The sequence below is a fragment of the Chryseobacterium lactis genome (assembly GCF_003815875.1).
Lineage (GTDB): Bacteria > Bacteroidota > Bacteroidia > Flavobacteriales > Weeksellaceae > Chryseobacterium > Chryseobacterium lactis.
In genome coordinates this window covers 3,527,753-3,547,913 of record NZ_CP033924.1, presented here as the reverse complement: position 1 = coordinate 3,547,913, position 20,161 = coordinate 3,527,753, and the positions used below count along the sequence as shown (strand labels likewise).

The window sequence follows — 20,161 nt, the reverse complement described above, 5'->3', positions numbered from 1 at the left end:
CTCAGACAGTGGAAATTTTTTAACGGATTCAATCTCAATTTTATTAACGCTCCTGCTTCCTAAGTCATTTAATTATTACCTATTAAACTATTTGTTCATCATCACAATATGTTCTTTTTGTGACTGATTTCTTAATTAGCATTATTTGACAAGTACTTGAGCCCTTTTCAGATTATCTGTTGCCTGCAAAATTTTATTTTTCAGAATGGCATTATAGTCAGGATGCTGTGACAAAAACTGATTAACCACATCAAGTGCTTTTGGATTTTGATAATTACTGAATGTAGAACGAAGCCAGTTATCCGGGAAAAAGATATCTCCTGTTTTCTGGATTTCCTGTAGCATATCTAAACTTTTCGGAAGATAATGAATAGAAGTCTGTTGCCTTAAAGGATGGTGTAAATAACTTAATGCAGCACCCACCGCTGATTCATTGGCTCTGTTTTCTTTTTGAGTAAGACTGTTGAAAAAATCGTCACGTATTTTTTGATCTGAAGAAGCAGCTTTCATGATAATTTTAAAACGATTCACCCGATCCTGATTCTTAATTCTCGCCAACTGTTCCTGCAATAACTGACTATTATTTTTGTTCCGAAGGGATAAAGACAGGGCTAGATTTGTGAAATCTTCGTCATTGAGAGCTACATCCTGAGGAGGTGTCTGAGATTTCCAGATTGTATACAGATTATCATAGGCCTGTTGAGACTGAAAAATCCCCTGATAACTATCGAAAAGAATTTTCTTATTATTTTTTGCTGTTTGAGACTGAAGGGCTTTCCACAGCATGCTTTCTATACTTCCGGACTCTTCAAGTCTTTTCTTTTCTGGCAAAAATTCCCAGTAGATAGCAGAAATATATCCTGTAATCAAGCGAAGATTCAGCTCTGTAGTTTCTTTTTGAAGCTGGTCAGTATAAAAATGTAGTACCTCCAGTGGGGCAACACCAGATCCGCTCAGCATATTTTCATATAAAGAAATATAGGCACTCGCCCGGTTGATCGGATCTTTCACCAATGCAAAATCAGGCATGATCACCTTATCGGTTTTAAATACTCCATATCCGATTCCTGATGAATTCTGTAAGATAAAAAGAGGTTTCACTTTTCCTTTTAATTCCGGGACTTCCTGTTGGGTTCCGGATAATTTCACCTCAACCTTTTCAATTCTATCGGGATAAAAAAGGCTTATTTGAAATTGTTGTGGCCATGATTTTTGTTCTTTTCCATATTCCGGATGCTGTGAGATCGCAAATCGTTCAATAGCATTCCCTTTATATTTTACATCATAATCAATAACCGGTCTTCCGGGATCATTAACCCACACTTTGTTCCAGCTTTGTAAATCCTGTGAGGTGTTGTTATCCAGAATGGTAATAAGATCCGGCCAGCTTGCGTTGCTGTAGGCATATTTTTTAAGATACTCACCCACTCCTTTCCTGAAGTTCTCTTCCCCGATCAAAAGCTCCAGCTGACGCATCATGATGGGTGCTTTGTTATAAATAATCGGTCCATACATCATTCCGGCATTTTGGAGATTATCCAGAATCTGTCTGATGGGATTGGCTCCTGAAGTACGATCTACAGAATAGGCAGCCGGGAAATGGGTCGTTAAAAATTTTAAATCATAAATACTTTTATCCGCTGATGCTCCGGTACTTTTATCTGCCATAAAATTGGCAAAAACTTCCTTCATCCAAACGTCATTAAACCAATCCATGGTTACCATATCTCCAAACCATAGATGAGCTACTTCATGAGCAATAAGGTTGGAGCGGTTATTCAATTGATTTTGAGTCGCAGTTTTATCTAAAAATAAGGTGGAATTCTGAAAAAGGATAGCTCCCGGATGCTCCATTCCTCCAAATTGGAAATCGGGAATGGCAACCATTCCATGTTTTTGGAAAGGGTGTTTTATTCCCGTCCATTTTTCATAATAATCCAGTGAATTTCGGTAGAGTGTAAAAATAGAATCCATACTGGTTTTGATTTTCACAGAATCAGTCTCGCGGTATAAAATCCTGGAATCCTGCTGGCTGATTTTCTCTGTAAAGTTTTTAAAGTCTCCTGCTGCAAAGGAAAATAAGTACGTAGGAAGCAGATCTGACTGGGCAAACTTCAAAGTTTTTTGTCCTTGTTGTGAAATCGTTTCTTTCAATTGACCATTGCTAATCCCACTCCACTTTTCAGGAATGGTTAAAGTTAAAGAGTAATTCGCTTTTAAATTAGGCTGGTCAAAACAAGGAAACATTGTTCTGGCACGATCCGGAACAAATAAGGCATATAAATATCCATCACGTCTGTTCAATGCTCCGTTACCGGCAAGAAAAGTAATATTAATCTGATTGGCTCCGGATGTCAGGTATTTTGCATCGATAACCACATGTTCGTTTTCAAGGACAGGCTTAGTGACTTGTCCGTTCACAGAAATAGCCATTAAAGAGGAAGGATCTTCTTTAAAATCTATTAAAAGAGGAGCTTCATTCTGTTTTTTATAATTGAAAGTAAGGGTTTCTGTTCCGGCAATCCTTTCCGATTTACTTTCCGGAATTTTTAAATCGAGTTCGTACTTAATTTGGCTTACTGTATTCTTTCTCAACTGAGCCAGTTCGTAAGATACTCCGGATTCAATCTTTGGTAAAGATTTCATTTGTGCACGATATCCGGTATTAAAAACGACTAAAAATATTGCTAACAGACCTGTCTTTTTCATAGATCAAATATAGGGATTGGAATTGTGATGTAAAACAAAACTCTTGCGTTTGCAAGAGTTTTGTTTTTTTATTCTGGCCATGAGCAAGGTACTCGAGTCAGCAAATGGTATCGGTTGCTTATATTTTATAAATAAATCTATCAACAACTCTAACCTTACTTTTTCTTAAGCTTATCAATAAATCCCTCTTCAAAAAGCTTTAGCTCTTTGGGATAATCGTCTTTGTTTTTATGAACTATATTTAACATTTTTGATTTAGAATCTAATACAACCTGAAGCTCTATATAAGGTTTATCACCATATTTACTGGATTGATTTTCATCTATACTTGTTATAAAGATATATTTAAGAGAATCTTTGCCTAGAACTACATATCTACTATCTAAATAAGTATCTTTCTTTTCTATTTTCTCTATTCTTTTCTCCAACTCCTTATAATTCATATTAGGAAATGTATACTCTGCAGTAGGTTCAGGCTCTTTCGTAAAATAATAAATAAAAACAAGGTATGAGCCTACACCCAAAAAGATACTAACCAGTGCAATACATACAAATATTTTAAAAAATCTCATCTATAATAATTTTATGGGTTTACATACCAGTACTAGTTCTTTCGGATACCTTCGATGCCTTTGTAGCAGTCTCTTTTATACGATCAATAACTTTATTAGCCTTAACCCTAGCTTCCTTTTGCTTTATTAATGGTTCGAATGCACGTATTACCATCCTAGCTCTTGCTTTGGTGGCAGGTGTAATACCTTGACCTTTTACCGAATCTTTTCCCCTCTGCTAGCGCGAGCATCTTGCTCGCTCATCAAACATTCTTTATAAATTTACATCTATTTCCAATATCTCCTGACAATCATCACAATAATTTCTGGCACTACTGTACTTCCACCCCATGGATCTATGACAAAACCAATTTCAACAGGATTTTAATGGATATAATTTAACTTCTGTTCAAACCCTTTTAAAGACCATACTTCTATTGGCTTATTACTCTGTTATCAAAATTGGTATTTCTTGACATTTGAATTTTTCTTACCAGCTTTCTCAAACATCCAAAGCAACCATTCCTTTCTGCTTTCCTGAGAGTTTTCTTCAATTGCTTTTAACAATGTTCTTGCTGTAAATCCTTTAAAATCTCTTATTAATTCTGATGGTTCTCCTTTCTCTGACCGAAAAAGCAAGTGAATATGATTTGGCATAATACAATATCCTAAAATAGACATGCCTTTATTCTTTCTACAATAATCTAATGCATTAATAACAATAGCAAAATACTGCATTCTGGTAAAAACATCAATCCAGAATACCATTACAAAACTTATAAAGTAAGCTCCCTCTTTTTCGTGAAATTTATATTTTCTGCTTATAGTATAAAATTAAAGAATTGGGTTAAATAACAAAACCCTCGCTGTTACAAGGGTTTTGTTTTATTCTGATTACGAGCAAGATGCTCGCGCTAGCGAGGGGGGGGGGGAATTCTTTATATTACAAACATAAATGAATAAATAAATATTAATAAAAAACAGCCAAAAATAAATAATTCTATCATCAACAAAAAGTACATCCATCTATAGTACTTAGTATACTTCCATACAAAATAAATACAGATTAAATTATTAACCAATAACAGGATACCTATTAATCGTTTAACAAACAGCTGATTATTTATTCCATCCATATAGTTTTCATCAATACTATAAACTACATCATTTTTAGGCGTTGTATATTCGCCATATAAATAAATGATTAAAATAAATATTACTAATAATGTATGTGAGACTATAAATTTTATTTTCCTTTCCATTCCTCCGTTTTAGTTTTAGTAACTTGCCATGTAGTTCCCTTTGTCCACTCAGACAATCTTGTTAAATAATCTTCCCAATGCTTTGTCTGGCCTTCAAATCCTCCCAAAAACCTGTATGCTTTATCTGTAAAGAAATTTGAAGATCGAGATCTACTGCTTATTGTAAAGCTTATTAGACCTGGCTTTTCTTGCTTTGTAGTAAATGATATTTGCCCCGATTCAACATGCCCTTTCCAAGTTCCAAATGTCATACTAAAGACTTGATTTTTAAAATCAGTTTTAGTATCTGTAACTGTAACTCCCGTAGAAATTGCAGCCGTATAGACATTTCCTTTTGAGTCAATTCTTTCAGCCGGAATAAAATCACTTGTAACTTTACTCAACGGTTTTACATTAAAACCTGGACCTCCTTCAATCGCTAATTCATCTCCTTTTGACAGAAGTGGGCTTGAGTTACCTTTTATTCTTTCAAAATATGAATTATCTCGTGTATAATTAGTAAAGTTCTTATTAATTTCTGTAAATACTTGATAGGCTGTTTTATTTGATCCATCAATATATAAAGTGTATGATCGTTTAAATAATGTTCCATATCCATCCGCAGCCGTTTGTAATTTATTTGTATCAACCTGTTTTCCATTTGGATCAATAAATCGTACTGGACTATTATAAGTATAAATATATGGATTGTTATTCCCTGAATTGTACACTCCTCCATTATGCTCCCCATTAATATAAGCCTGATCATTATAGAAAGGATTATAATCTGCCAACGGATCCACATTCAACCAAAGACTCACTCTAGGATTATAATATCTCGCTCCATAGTAATAATATCCGGTTTCATCATCCTGTTCCTTACCATTAAACTTATAAGGAGTATTATAAGAATTCTTATGGTTTTCTACAAAGACTTCACCGCTTGGGAAATACTCTATATTTTGTGTGACTTCGCCATCTAAACCTGTAATAAAAGAACTACTGCCTAAGTGATCAGGATGATACCAGTAAGTATCCTTCTCTTCCACTCCTGTATACGAAGATACACAATTTTCGGTATAGCCTGCATTCTGTCCGTAGTTAGGTGGTGGAGTGATTCCATTGGCTGCCATAATGGCCAGACTGGCTGCTGTGTTGGCATCTAACTTTTCTTTGGCTACGGCTTTTTCATTAATTGCCGCACTTCCGCTACCGAATGGAATGATCAACCATGCACAATTGAATAATCCAACGTCTTTTCCTTTGCCCAATTTACTGTTGATACGCTGGCTTCCTGCATAGTAATGTTTGGTATAATTCAGGTTGTATTTTCCTGTTTGCTGATCTAAAGTAAGGGCTGCCGAAAGCATTCCGTTCGGATAGATCGTATATCTGTTATTGTTTACTATGATTTCACTGGATCCTGTATTAATAACGACTGCATCACCCAGAACGTTTTTAATAATTCTTTCTCCTCCCGCATCATACGTATAAATCGCTGAACCGTCTACTTCCGGAGTGGAAGGATTTGTATCTACAAAACGCATACGGTTTTCTTCATCCCATAGATACTTGGTCTTAGGTTCCGTTACTTTGCAGGTTTGCTGTGCAATCGCCGCAGGATTTCCTTTTTTATCATAGGTATAATTCTGGAATTTCACTTGAGGATTATTGGCATCACAACATAGAGCACCCGGTACATTAGGCTCATCTACAATGGTCGTTGGGGCATGAGGTTTGGTTCCTTCATATCTGTAGTTTAAGCGGTATGAAGTAGCTTCAATATTATTCCAAGCATTTCCGGTATTCCCCATAGCTCTTTCATGTTTCTGCGTTTTGCTCATCACATTGTGCATATTATCGTAAGCCATGGTAGTGGTATAGCGTTGACGTTCTTCCTGACCCTGTGCATTGATGCCGCGCCAGTTCCCGTTTGCAGAAGTTAGTCTGTATAAATCATCGTAACCATAGGCATGATTGGTACCTCCGCCCAGTAACCCTGCTTGGGCAACAGGTGCATTGTTATGGATTTGAAGAACATTACTCACCACATCATATTGATATAAGTTCTTCATGAAGTATCTGTTACTAGGAGTTTGAGCATTCATCTTTAGGAGTCTTCTTCTCTTCGTTTCATACTCATAGTTTGTTGTGGTTCCGTTTCCGTATTTCAGGAATACTCTTTGGTCAAACTTATCATAGCCTAATTCATTGATGATATTTCTGGCAAAACCATCTTTTACGGAAGCCATGTTTTTAAGATTTCCAGCCAGGTTATAATGGTAATTCACTTTTTCACCATCGGGATAAGTAATTGTTTTCACACGGTTCCAGGTATCATATTCCCATTCTGTACCGAACCAGTAGACTCCAGCTCCCGGAACTGCCACAGAACGACGTTGGTGAGTAAGTTCACCTAATCTTCCATATTTCAAATATTGAGTACCTGCAGCATCAGTCTGATACCAGAGCCTCCCAACAGCATTATTATCCATTGCAGAGGCATCCATTGCCAGACCATAATAATATTTGACATTATTTTCCGGGTATTTCGGATAATTAACCGCTTTTAAACGCTTATAATCATACTCATAGGTAGCTGTTTCATTTTCCGAATTGGTTCTGGAAGTCATATTACTCGCAGGATCATAAACGAAAGCTGAAGTACCGCTATCCGGATGAGTCATGGAAGTTCTTCTTCCCAGATCATCATAAATACTGGTTGTCAAATTATTCTGAACATCTCTTACTTTTAATAATTCTCCAATGGCATCATGAGTAAAGCTTGTGAAGATATCTCCTGTATTGGATGGCTCATGTACTGTAGTGGTACGGCCTTTAATATCCGTATAGGTTTTCTTGATAGTTCCCAACTCATCAGTCATAACGGTACGGAACATCTGTCTTCCTTCACGGTCATTTCCAAAACCATATTCTACTTCTGAGACCAGGTCTTCATCCGGTAATTTAGTGGAAAGAACCCGATCTAAAACATCATAGGTGTTAATCGTAGGAACGATGTTGTCTACTGTAGTATCATAGGTATTGCCTGAGGCTTGTGCTTCCGTAGGATAATATGTTTTCAAAACTCTTCCAAAAGCATCCTGCTCCATTTTTCCGGATACCACATACTTCAATCCTTTCTGATAAAGATCTGCTGTCTTCTTCACCTGAATAGGACTTCCCAGACCATCAGAAATGCTTACCGTATTAATGGTATTATTAGCATTATCAGGATCATAATGACGGGTTATCGCATAAGATTGTGCTCCTGTTGCATTCAATGGTGCATCAGTGATAGGTTTATACTCAAACTGTATGGTCCATGGAATATCGTTGAACATTTCATAAGGCCCTGTAATTTCAGTGGTTCTTCCGGCGGCATCATATGCATACTGGGTTGGTTGCAGGTTAATATCTTCAGTAAAGACAGGTATTCCGAATCGGAAGTCATATTCTGACTTACTACTGTATCCGAAAGCGTCTTTTACCATTGTCGGATAGGTTACAACATTAGGATCATAGGTGTACTCATGGAAGAAGCGTTGTCCCTGATAATTGGCTGGTCCGATTGCTTTTTTAATATTTCCATAGGTATCATATTCATAATTATTGACAGGGTTTCCAGGGCCTACCATTGTAATTGCCGTTACATTACCTTTAGAATCATATTGGGCTTTTCTTTCTCTTACCATGCCTGCTGCCGTTGATTTCACTCCTGTTGGCAGGATAAGATAGTTGGAAGAATTATCTGTAATCTGATAGGTAATATCTGAAATAAGAACCTCATTAGCACCAATTTGAGTATCTCCAAGGTCTTTATTTTGTTTCAGATTGCCATAATTATCGTACACCATCTCCGTGGAAGTAAATTTACCTGCGACAGCCTGCCCTTCATAGAAGTTAGAAGTAGTTTTATCTAATGCCGTAAAGTAGGCATAGTTGGCCAATCCTTTCTCACCTTCTTTAACCAGAACATTTGTTACTGCTACTGCTGAGTTATTAATTGTTCTTAAAGAAAGCGTATTGATCTTTTCCGTCCATTTTTTACCCGCAGCATCATAGAGAACTTCAGATAATAAAGATCCTTTTAAAAAGTATGAATTATTGTTAAAAGTCTGCAATGTATAACGGTATATTTCTGTAGCTGCAGCTCCTCCGTTTCCGGTATTGATCTGATTGGTTTTTACTTTTTCAAATCCATAAAAAGCTCTTTCTCTTCGGCTATGGTAAGGATTTTCATAAGTAACTGTAATTTTAGAAAAATCCGGTTTGAACTGGCTGTCTCCGGTAAACCCGTCATTGGATACCACCGAAGTCATGATCCATTTGTTTTGAGGTAAATCATATGTATTCCCCGCTCTTTCATAGGAAACCTCCCAGGATCCTCCCATTGGGGTCGTTACTTTTTTAAGAAGATTCGTCGTTCCAATGGTTGAATATTTCACCAACGCTGTAGTATTACTAAAGTTACCGTCACCATCTGCCTGTGATCTTAACAAATCCGGGAATCCATCTCCGTTCAGGTCTAATATCTGCTGTTTAACGTTGCTATCTCCTTCACCAAAACTGGTACTTGGATTGATAGAAATTTTAAGAGAATTTCCGGTAGTTCCTAGTGGAATTAGAATAGACGCTGTAACTCCCACATTCATATTATATCCTCTGGAAATATCCTGTTGAATATTTGATGAAGCATTCCATGGTATGGAAACAAACTTGTTTCCCGTATTGATTTGCACACTCAGATTTCCTCCGGAATTGGTAACTAAGTCTGCAAGGCCATCATTATTAATATCGATCAGCGTTGTTTTCTGATCATTAAGTGTTTCAGACTTTCCTGCTCCAAAGGCTATACTTCCGTTAAACATACTGATTCCTTTCGGTAATCCGTTTGTAATTGTTCCTCCGATAGACGCTCCGGCTCCAAGATTCGTGGATGAGCTTGTTCCATCTCTGAAATTACCATAAGAAAGGCTTTCAGCCGCAGCATAAGAGTATCCCAAATTAAGCTGAACTTGTCCGTCATTTGCTACTCTATCCAATAATCCGTCTCCATTGATGTCTATATAGCTGTAATTAGAATAATCTGTTCCATCAGAAGATCCTGCAGAGAAATTGAATCCAGGTTCAACGGCTTTCAGTGCATTTTTATTACTGGATTCATTAGATTTTCCAGATAGAGGATAGCTTTGTCCTACTCCCACTCCGGAATTAGAGTGATTTGTTCTATGCGGATTATCATTCGCTCCCGGCAAAGTATTTCCGGAAAGCATACCGATCATGTTGGTATATTGAATATTATTTCCATTCAATACATCCGGATAGCCATCACCATTCATATCAAAATAATCCAGGGTATTGATTGTTTTACCGGTAGACGTTGTTTTATTCAATGAGAAAACAGAAAAACCACCTGAAATCCCCGTATTAGTATTAGTTGTTTTTGATTGCTTAACAGGAGCGTTAAAGACTCCGGGAGTGTTTGCAGTTGTACCTTGTGAAAGAATATTCATATCGTTCATTCCCATTCTTGACGATGACACGTCCGTGCCTTGTACATAAGTGGTTTTACTCATCCCGGTATATCTCTGAACATAAACAGTACTATTTGGGGCATTAAAGTCTCTTCCATTATAAGGATTCATCATAATGAAAAGCCTTTCATTCAAAGGAGTAGAATCATTTTCATTGCTCGGTGGAACTAATTTAGCCGGATCTATCGGCTGACTTCCATAATCTGTTAACTGACTTTGTAATTGACTGCATGTAGCCGGCAGTGTTCCATATCCTCCATGATAAACAAATTGTCCCCAGCTTCTGTACATCGCTCCAAATCTTCCATTATCTAAAGATAGATCTGTAGCAGATCCTGCCTGATATATATTATCGGTATCTTTTCCATAAACATTGATACCATGGGTTTCAAATACTGTTGGAGCCGCAGGGTTTATATTGACAGATTCACGGATTTCCACTTCCAGATTAGGAACAGGCCCATCTAGTCCTGCATCTGAAGGAAGATCCGTATAGCATTCTACATAATAATCATTCCAACGAATAATCGGTTGTGAAATAGAAAGTTCCTGCATAGAGCTTACACTTCCTGTCCAGTTGATTGTAGTAATAACAGGATCAACAAAATTTCCTCGCTGCATTACTCTTTTTCTAACGATATAGGTATATCTTCCAGCTGGTTTCCCTGTTAATTTTGCATACAATGAGAATTTAGAGTCACGACCACGCATATCAATCCATTGCTTGAAAGTGGCAGTCGTATTGTTTCTTAAATTATAAAACTGCATATCAGGAATTACAGGAAATTCGATATCACTTCCTTCATAATTGATGGTTAGTTTTAAATTATTAAAATTTAAGTTTTCCCATTTTTCATTCAAATCAGATTGTACCTGGAAATAGAGGATATCATTTTCAGCTAAAGCACCTGTATTAAACTGAAGAGTTTGAGTACCCACAGTTGCATAAGGATATTGCTGACTTCCTATCGTTGTTACCGTTCCATTAGCTTGTTTTCTTACAATTTTAACGGTAATATCCCTTACTGTGAGAGGTTTAACGAATATTCCCGTAATTGTCCCTGAATTTGCACTGACAGGAACTCCGGTTCCATTTTTACTGCTTACCAGGCTCACATTACTGAATTGTCCAAGAGGCGTTTCTGATGAATCTCTATACCAATCTGAAAGAGCACCTGGATACGGATAAGACATTGGAGCTGTCAAATAGTTAATATATACGGGAAGATCCATAATATCACCAACTCCATTATCTCTTGAGTTTACCCTAAAATAGATATAATCCCCTTGCTTTACCTGTAAGGATGACTGGTTAATATAATAACCGGTCGTTCCGGTAAACGTCATAAACGGAATTAAAAAACTGGAAGTATTTGTCCCGGCCTGGTAATGTTGTACACTGAATTTAACTCCATCCGGACTTGATGAAGGGTTCTTTAGCTTAACTGTTCCAGTGATAGAAACAGCTCCATCATAAGGAGCCCTCCAGACTTTAACGGCATCGTGGAGCGGTGAGTTTTTATAGTCCTCGAGAATATCATTACAATCCACGGCAGGAGTACTTATTGCTGCTCCTTTGTTTATCGGATTGGAAGTAAGCAAAACATCTGTACTGTATTTTAAAACTCCATTTTCTACTCTTCCAAAATAAACCTGCCCATTGCTTACAATATCCTGAATTCCATCACTGTTGGCATCTGTAAAGTAATTGTAAGTTAAGTCTTTTGTTTTAGATGTTCCGGTAGATACTCCGGCAGAAAACAACATCGAAGCTGTAGCCTGAAAACCAAAACTATTGGTATAGCTTTTTGAATATGAAAAGGATTTTGAATTTTCCGGTGTCAGTAAGCTATTTCCAAACGCGCCCATATCGGGACTTTTCTTTCTGTATTTAAACACAGAATCGGGCGAACTCCATTCGTTCTTTAAAATTTTATCCGGCAAGCCGTCTCCATCAACGTCTGTGATGGTAAGTCTACCGCCCCCTTCTCCTTCTGTGTATTGATAATCACCTCCAAGGGTTGCACTTTTGGTGATCGGGTTATAGGCTTGAACATCTCCGGCCTTCGCAATACCAAAGGTAAGTGCTCCACCAACCGTTGTATTTTTTGAATCGCCGTGGCCCAATAATGAAGAGCTCTTAATTCCTGCATCATTGGTAACCGCATCAATGGTGGTTTCCGGTGAATACTGTGTGGTCTCTATAGTATTAAAATACTCTACTCTATTGGTATAAAACACATTATCTTCTGCATTTTTCTCAGTAATGGTTTCTAACAGTGATTTGGAAAATGCTCCGGTTTTATACTTGAAGTCGTAGCTTCGAACTTTATTTCCATCATACAATACCTGAACGTTTCCTAACCTCTTTGAAGTTACCCGTACAAAACCAAGCCTTGCATCCACCTGTACATCATCTCTTTGTGCCTGATCATATCCAAAATTAACACTGTATTTTTTCAGATCCGGATTGGCGTCATTAAGGGTATATTCAATGGTCCTGATATACATTTCTTTTCCTCCATTCCCGATAGCTCCAGACGAAGTATAGGCCGGGGTGTCATAAGTATACTTTACATAATTACCATTGGTATCAATTGTTTTGTAAAGAGCCCAATGCCCAATATTATTGGTTCCAACTTGCCTTTGGACAGCATTTTCAACAATTGCATTTCCATCACCACCAAAAAAGCTTCTGGTACCGTCTTTACTGATGACTTCCCACCAATAATTAGACGGGCTGCTTCCATGCCTGATGATTTTGTTATAAGAACCTTCAATCCTTGGATAAAACTGCCTTTCTGCTGTTCTGTTTTTATCAAAACCTTCTGTACGATGTGGTAAAACATATTTATCTCCATCTTTAAAAGTGAGCTGTTCACCTCCAAAGGAATAGATTTCTGTTTCTTTGGCACCATCGTATCTTGGAACTCCCCATCTGGTATCGATACTGATCGCAGGAATGGAAAGATCCCAACCTAATCCCATCCAGCCATTTCCTCCTTCACTGCTGTAATTGACGGACAATGAAGGCTGCATCCCTTGCCTTCCTGCAGGAAGTTTAATGGGAAAACCGGTATTCACTGTTCCCATATTATTAGGAGAAGGCGCACCAATACTTACGATTCCTGATGACGGATCGGCGGCTTTTATATCTTTAATGGAATTGGGAGCGTAATTGCCTGTTTCCGGAGATTCAGGGACTTTGATAATCCCTGTAATCATATCCGTAAAATGGGTTGTTTTGGAAACTAAAAGCTGTTTTTCACTCATTAAAGAATCCTTTTCCAGGGCGATCCATTTTTTCTGAATATCATCAAAATAAAAAGCCCGGATATCCTGCTCTGTATATCCCGCAGGGATTTTAGACTTATCATAAGCCATTGATACTTTTGCAGGAACGCTGAAATGCTCTCCATGAGGAAGGAAACGATAGGCAAAATGTTGCTTGGTGACATTCACAAATTCAGGAGTTATCGCCGGGATGTCTATGTCTCTCAATGGAGTTACTGAGAAATTTTGGGAGCTTTTCAAAATGCCCTGCCCTATTGTAAGGCCTGCTCCTTCCCAATGTAATTCTCCGGCTTCTCCTGCTGCTATGTTTTTTATGAGTGCTGAAGAAGATTTTGCTTCAGTTTTATAGGATGAAGAAACTGATTGATCCATTCTGATACGGACTTTGCGGACTTTGTATGTATATTCTGCGTCTGACGGAATAGTAAAAGTAATTCTATTTTTGCCCTGCAAAATTGCAGAAGCCGGCAATGCCTCGGAATGAAAAGTCCATTCGTTATTTTTTTCCACATTTTTCCCTCCCGTTGCCAGTTCATCATTGATATATTTACTTACTCCGGAAGAATGCGTTACCCCATACAATTCATATTCCAGCCATACGGAAGAATTTGATTTTATAGTATGATCAACTGCTACTGTAAAAATATTATCATACACCTGATCTATCGGATGTTCTTCATCCTTACCAATAACTCCTTGTTTTATATCTGAAATATAATAACGGGAGCCATAAATGGCATTTTTAGCAAAAGTCATTTTCTCTGGAATTGAAAACCCTTTTGGAATTATTTGTCGATCAGCTGATATATTTTCCTTAGTATCTGAGTTTGATAAAGATTCATCAGATTCTGATATTTTTTCGCTGGTAGAAAAAGCAGGTTTAACCTCTTTTGGTACTGCACTTTTATACTCCTCACTTTCCGCTGGTCTGTTTTCTTTATTGAAAAAGAGACTATTGGCCTGAGCATGTATCTGCGACCATGAGATAAGAAAGATAAAAGAATTGACTAACTTTTTCTGTTTTCTGATTATGTTAAATAAAGATGTCTTCATGGTCGTTACTAGTTAATGATGAGTTTAAAAGTTTTTTTCTGAGTCAGGGTCTCCACAATCACGACATATGTTCCGCCCACAAGAAGTGACTCTTTAATTTCATAGAAAGATTTCCCTGATTCTTTTCTTTCTTTAGCCAGCCTTCCGGACATATCGAAAATTTTGATATTGATATCTTCAGTTTTTGAAAGGCGGGCACGAATCGTGAAGTTTTCTCCGGCATGTGTTGGATTGGGGAAAATAATAATCCCACTTTCCAACGACTGTGTTACCGTTATTTTACTTATTTTCACACAACCATCTGAAGCTGTTGCTTTAATGGTATACTCTCCCGGCTCATAGAGTTTCACATTGGGACGGGTGCTTGTAAATCCATTATTTGAAGACCATTGATAATGGGTTCCTCTGTTGTCGATATTTTTAGAAGCATCCAGTTCAATAAATCCATTCGGTGGTAACGTATAGTTTTCTGCAAGTCCGCCGTCAAGCGACGCAAAATTGTTGATATCAAAGCTGAAACGGGACGAAGTATTCGTTTTGTCCACAATTTCTATCGTATATTTTCCAGCTTCAAGATTATTAAAATTCACTTTCGGATTCTGAGAACTCTGATTCTGTACCGACACATTATCTTTCGTAAGAAGGATCTTGTAAGGAGCCGAACCACCCTGAATATTAATCTTTAATGAACCAAAATTATTATTACAGCTGGCTTGTATAATTTCCTTTGCCAATAATAGTTTTGAACCTAACGCAAAGGTGAAGACATCTGTACCGGAAAGGTCTTTGTCAAAAACAACGTCTTTGAAATGGGCAAATCCTTTATCATCGATGGAACCTGCAGAATACGTCTCCAGGTCTGTGCTATTGAAATCTCCTTTTCCTGATCGGTCAATAACCAGCGAAATGTTCTTTCCTTCAGGAATAACAGGAATAATGTCTTTGATATAAAAAACAACTTCTGTTGGGAAAGATTCTTCTTTCTTTTCCCCAGACAAGCGGATTTTCCATTTTCTTTTTAAAAGTTGCTGGCCCAACATTTCATGACCCAACTCCAAACCATCCCTGCTGTTTCCCCAGATCAAAAAAGTCTGATCAGGGAATTGGGCGGTATTTACCTTATTATTGTCAGCCAGAACTTTACCGGCAATAATCAATCGTTTATTTTCCGAAGTACTTGTAGATTGTTTCTGATACAACCCTGAATATTGGTCAATTCCTATTCCTGCTACATTTTCGGGATAGTCTGCATAATCTTCTTTTTTCCATACTTTTTTGCTCTTTGAACTCAGATATTCTGTCATCGGTATTGTAATTCCGTATTTTATGGCCAAATAAGAATTTACCCGATCACGTTCATTCTGAGTTAAAATCTTACGGTATATAAAAAATTCGGGTAATTTTCCTTTGAATGCTGACCAGTTTCTGGTTCCTGCATCTTTTCCGATATAAATATTACTTTTCCCTGAGCTTCCCAGCACATCACCTATCTTCCCTGAGGGTACGTCAAATTTGGAATACATACTTAAGGAAGCTGTACTGTCCAGCTTTCTGGGCTCAATGTTATTAATTTGTTCGTTATTATACCTGTAAAGATTGGCTGTACTGTAATACATTTCCTTTTCCCCTGAGAAATCTGTCGAAAGCAGTGCACTTTCCCTGTCAGTATTTTTATTCTGGTAAATCATGAATAGGTTAACCTTATTCAACGTTTCCATGACGTAAGGGATCTTCAAAAAATTAGAAGTTCCGTCAAAATCCAGGGCATCATTATAATTCAGTAAACTATATTTGGGCTTATTTTTATCTGTTTCAACTGATATAGTATGTTGATTATTACTATAATCTTTATACGAAAGTGTTGCACTTCTTCCTGCATCTGATTTCAGCCAAAGACTTACTTCTCCCACACCGCCCGGGCTTTGGGAAAATGCCATGGAACTGAAAGATAAAAAGATGATTTTATATAAGTGATTCATGGTTTTCGTTATTTAATGATTAATTTTTTACCTGTTTTCTGAGCTGCTGTTTCTACATACAGGATATATGCTCCACCTGGTAACCCTTTTACATTTAAAGTTTTCATAAACTCTCCAGCAGGGAAACTCTGAGAACTTTCCTGTCGCAATACTTCTTTTCCTGATGCATCATACAATGCAATAACTACTTTGGAAGGATTTTCCAGTCTGAATTTGACATTCACCTCTTCATAAGCTGGGTTCGGATAAACCATTATCTCTTCCGGTTTTTCAACTTTCTGTTGTTCTGCTCTGATTGATGCCGGAGCCTTACCTGCTGTACGGGCAACGGATTGAGCTTTATACAGCAATGGAAGATCTACATTTCCACAATCCGGATCGATATAAGCAAAAAACTTACTTCCTAACTCTGTTTCAAAACCTGCTGTTTTACTGCCACCCGATGCATCAGGTAATAATTCCACTGTTCTGGAAGCTTTATACGTAACATCTGCCGCAATTTTTATGACATTGGATGCTTTAATTTGTTTTGCTGTCCCTACAAAATTGGGAGCATCAATATTATCCTTTTCACGAACCAACACGTACAAATCATCAGAATAACAGAAAGATACTCCTGAAATAATCAGCGAAAAATTCTGATGACCCTGCAAAAGATTTCCTTTGTGTCTGATGATCACCTGATATAAACCATTGGGATTTTCAATTTCAACTTTTTCGATATTGTCTACGGAATTGGCAGAATTTCGGGTAGCATCAGCAGTGTAATTAGTAATACCGCCTAGCTTCCATGGATAAAAGGTTTGCGTATTTCCTGAATTATCTTTTTTAACGATACTAATGTCCAGATCATTAATCAGTGCTTTGGTCTCATCATCGGTCATTGTATTCCCTATATTTCCGGCAGGATCTGTCCATGCTAAAGTAGCAACAAGTGGCTGTTGATCAGCTTTTCCTGCTACCACATATAATCTGTATTCTTTCCCATCAGCCAGATTTTCTTCTTTTACCAATGTATTTTTATGATTACTATAGACCAACTGAGAAGCTCTTTCTGCATTGAGCAATCCCCATCCATATTTATAATCCGGACCTAAACTTCCTTTATCATTGGCGGTATGTGCTAAAATTGCTCTTACAGAAGACGACCACATATAATTGGGATTCAACGTTTTCCAGTATTGTTGCAGTAAAGTCACTGCTCCGGATACTACCGCCGCTGCTGCTGAGGTGCCTTTATACACCCCATAACCGGCGTTATACGTTTCTATAGCTGAAAAAATTTCCTCACCGGGGGCAGTGATATCCGGTTTTATCCTCCCATCATCCGCAGGACCATAGCTGCTGAAAGAAGAAATGGTAAACTCATCATCCGTCATCATATTTTCATTCTTTTTAACAGATCCTACAACCAAAACATTTTTGGCAATTCCAGCTCCTTCCAAAAGATCATACCCTTGTTTTACACTCACCTGTGGTACAATTGCAGGATTAAGATCACGGGCATTCCCTACTGCTTTTACAATCTGAAAATAGGGATTTCCGTACATAAGTGCATCCCAATTTTGGGCAGTAGTATTGTACTTTCCAAATTGATAAGTCTGTAAATACATGGGATCAAAACCATAACTGTTATTTGCTGTGAGCACTCCTTTTCCAGCCTCTACAAGCATTTCTGATACATCATCTACCCAGTCGTAGGCATTTAATGAAGCATTGTAAGCAATTCCCCGGGCATTGGTATTCGAAGTATTATTTCCGACAATTGTTCCTGCTATATTGGTACTATGTCTTGAGATCGTTTGATTCTGGTTTGAAGGATAAGTGATTTTTCCTGCTAATAACTGGTGGTTAAGTCTTGGTTTTGAAAAATCCCACTGACCGATCAACATATTCTGTCCGGAAATATCCAATCCTAATCCTCCGCCATTATACATTTTTGTTGTTTTCACCATCTTGGAAGCTCCTGCATTAAGGGTTGTATAATACATCGGTCTGCCTTTCTCATCAGCACCCATAAGCTGTTTATAGTTGTCATTCTCAATCATAAATTCTTTATGACCTAAAGCTTTGAGCCTTTGAACCTCATCTTTCTGTCTGGCGGATTCGGATGAAAACCTGACGGCTAAATCCCGTATGATAGCCTGCTTTTCTACCGGTAAAGTATCAACTTTGTGCTGTGCTGAAAGATAACCGGAAGATAAAAGCCCTACCAGAAGTATTTTGGCATGCAGTATATTTTTTTTCATCTTTGTCTTTGATTGTTTTCAATGGTTACCATTCTTTGAACCAGATCGTCTATGACCGCCTGTTGTTTGCTGTTTTTATCTTCCTGGTCTTTAAGCTTTTTCTCCTGTTCTATAGAATACAGAGTCAGCTCCTCAATCTTTTCCAACAGCCTGCTATTCATTTCTCCCAGATCAACACCATTCTTCACCACTTCTGATGCTGATGGAATATTGGGAAGATGCCCCTTATTTCGTATATGTTTTTCCACCTCAGATAAAGACATCAGCGGATAGTCTTTTTTAAATACATAGTCAGCCCAATTGTTGGCTGAAGCAATATCTACCTTTACTTTTTCGGTTCTGATTCCGTCTTTCACAAAAAGCTTGTACTTCTGTCCATCTGAAGAAACTCCGTTAGCCGGAAGCAGGCTCGTAAACTCTCCGATACCGATTGTTCCATTGTTTCCGACAATCCAGTTTCCGATGTTCAATTCATTGGAAGGGCTTGTTCCAACCGCAGCAATATTATTTCCAATGTAAATATTGCTGTTAGCATTATTGACTAATGGAGCAATATTGGCTCCTATTACAACATTATAACTGGCATTTACGGTTCTCAGAAATGAGTTATGCCCCATTATAGTATTATAAGACCCGTTATTAATATCCATTAATGCACTGTTTCCTATTGCAGTATTTCCTACCAGAGGAACTGAAGCAGTACTTCCCCAGGTACGCATTGCTGAAAATCCAACTGCCGTATTGTACTCCCCGGCAACCATACCTCCTAAGGTGTTGTGTCCTACTCCCACATTATTACTCCCTGTAATTGAAAATTGCATAGAATTGATTCCCAGAGCGGTGTTCAGAGAACCTGTCGTGCTGTTTGTCATCGTATTGAACCCTAAGGTCGTGTTTCCTCCTCCGGATATATTAGAACTCATTGCCCCTAAACCCACAGAAACATTTCCTGACCCGGCTACATTTTCATTCCCTCCTCCTACGTACAAATTTTTTTCCCAGGTCTGAGCATTAATGTTATAAAACACCAACCTACCTGTTGGTGATAATTTCATTTTTTCAGAACCGTTAGTTTTAAAAATTAAAGGCTGATTATCCGTTGTCCCGATAAAATCAGTGGCAGGATTCGTTCCTGCATTTCCTGCAGTATTCCATGTCTGTGCTTGCAAATAGTTACAAGAAACAGCAAGCATTGATAAAATAAATAAGTGTTTTTTCATGGTATAGTTTTATTTTTTGATGAGATTGTTTTCCTATCAATAGTCTGTTTATCTGATACTCTGATAGAATAACAGACAGGTATATTCAGAAAACTGAATATTGTCGTTAAAAGAAGTAATTAGGGTAAAAAAAGTGCTACTCGTCTTGTTTTAATAGAATAAATAACGAGCCAAAAAATCGATGTAAATATTTGTTTTTCATGGGGTGTTTTTTTTCGCTAATAAATCTATAGCAAACCTTTGATTACCTCCAACATTATGCCTTGCATATTCCGTTAAATTAATAAATACAATTGGTAAAAACTTAAAATTTACAGGTAAAAAAAGA

At 37.5% G+C, this 20,161-nt stretch carries 6 protein-coding genes and 1 pseudogene; all 7 read right to left on the bottom strand.

Annotated elements, in window-relative coordinates; translation table 11 throughout:
• Window positions 1-141 precede the first annotated feature (141 nt).
• Window positions 142-2,709 (bottom strand): M1 family aminopeptidase, encoded by a 2,568-nt coding sequence (locus EG342_RS15665; RefSeq protein WP_103294199.1) that lies wholly within the window; start codon window positions 2,707-2,709, stop codon window positions 142-144.
• 155 nt (window positions 2,710-2,864) lie between these two features.
• On the bottom strand, window positions 2,865-3,281 hold the full coding sequence (locus EG342_RS15660; RefSeq protein ID WP_123868113.1) for a hypothetical protein: 417 nt from the start codon (window positions 3,279-3,281) through the stop codon (window positions 2,865-2,867).
• Between the two features lie 253 nt (window positions 3,282-3,534).
• A pseudogene (locus EG342_RS15655) lies at window positions 3,535-4,085 on the bottom strand (transposase).
• A 421-nt stretch (window positions 4,086-4,506) separates the two neighbouring features.
• Window positions 4,507-14,385 (bottom strand): DUF1990 family protein, encoded by a 9,879-nt coding sequence (locus EG342_RS15650; protein ID WP_103294201.1) that lies wholly within the window; start codon window positions 14,383-14,385, stop codon window positions 4,507-4,509.
• An 8-nt stretch (window positions 14,386-14,393) separates the two neighbouring features.
• On the bottom strand, window positions 14,394-16,364 hold the full coding sequence (locus EG342_RS15645) for a T9SS type A sorting domain-containing protein (RefSeq protein WP_103294202.1): 1,971 nt from the start codon (window positions 16,362-16,364) through the stop codon (window positions 14,394-14,396).
• An 8-nt stretch (window positions 16,365-16,372) separates the two neighbouring features.
• Complete coding sequence (locus EG342_RS15640) at window positions 16,373-18,613, bottom strand: S8/S53 family peptidase (RefSeq protein ID WP_103294203.1); 2,241 nt, start codon at window positions 18,611-18,613, stop codon at window positions 16,373-16,375.
• Window positions 18,610-19,833, bottom strand: coding sequence for an autotransporter outer membrane beta-barrel domain-containing protein (locus EG342_RS15635; protein ID WP_123868112.1), 1,224 nt, complete (start codon window positions 19,831-19,833; stop codon window positions 18,610-18,612). The genes EG342_RS15640 and EG342_RS15635 overlap by 4 nt, the downstream gene beginning before the upstream one ends.
• Between the last annotated feature and the right edge of the window lie 328 nt (window positions 19,834-20,161).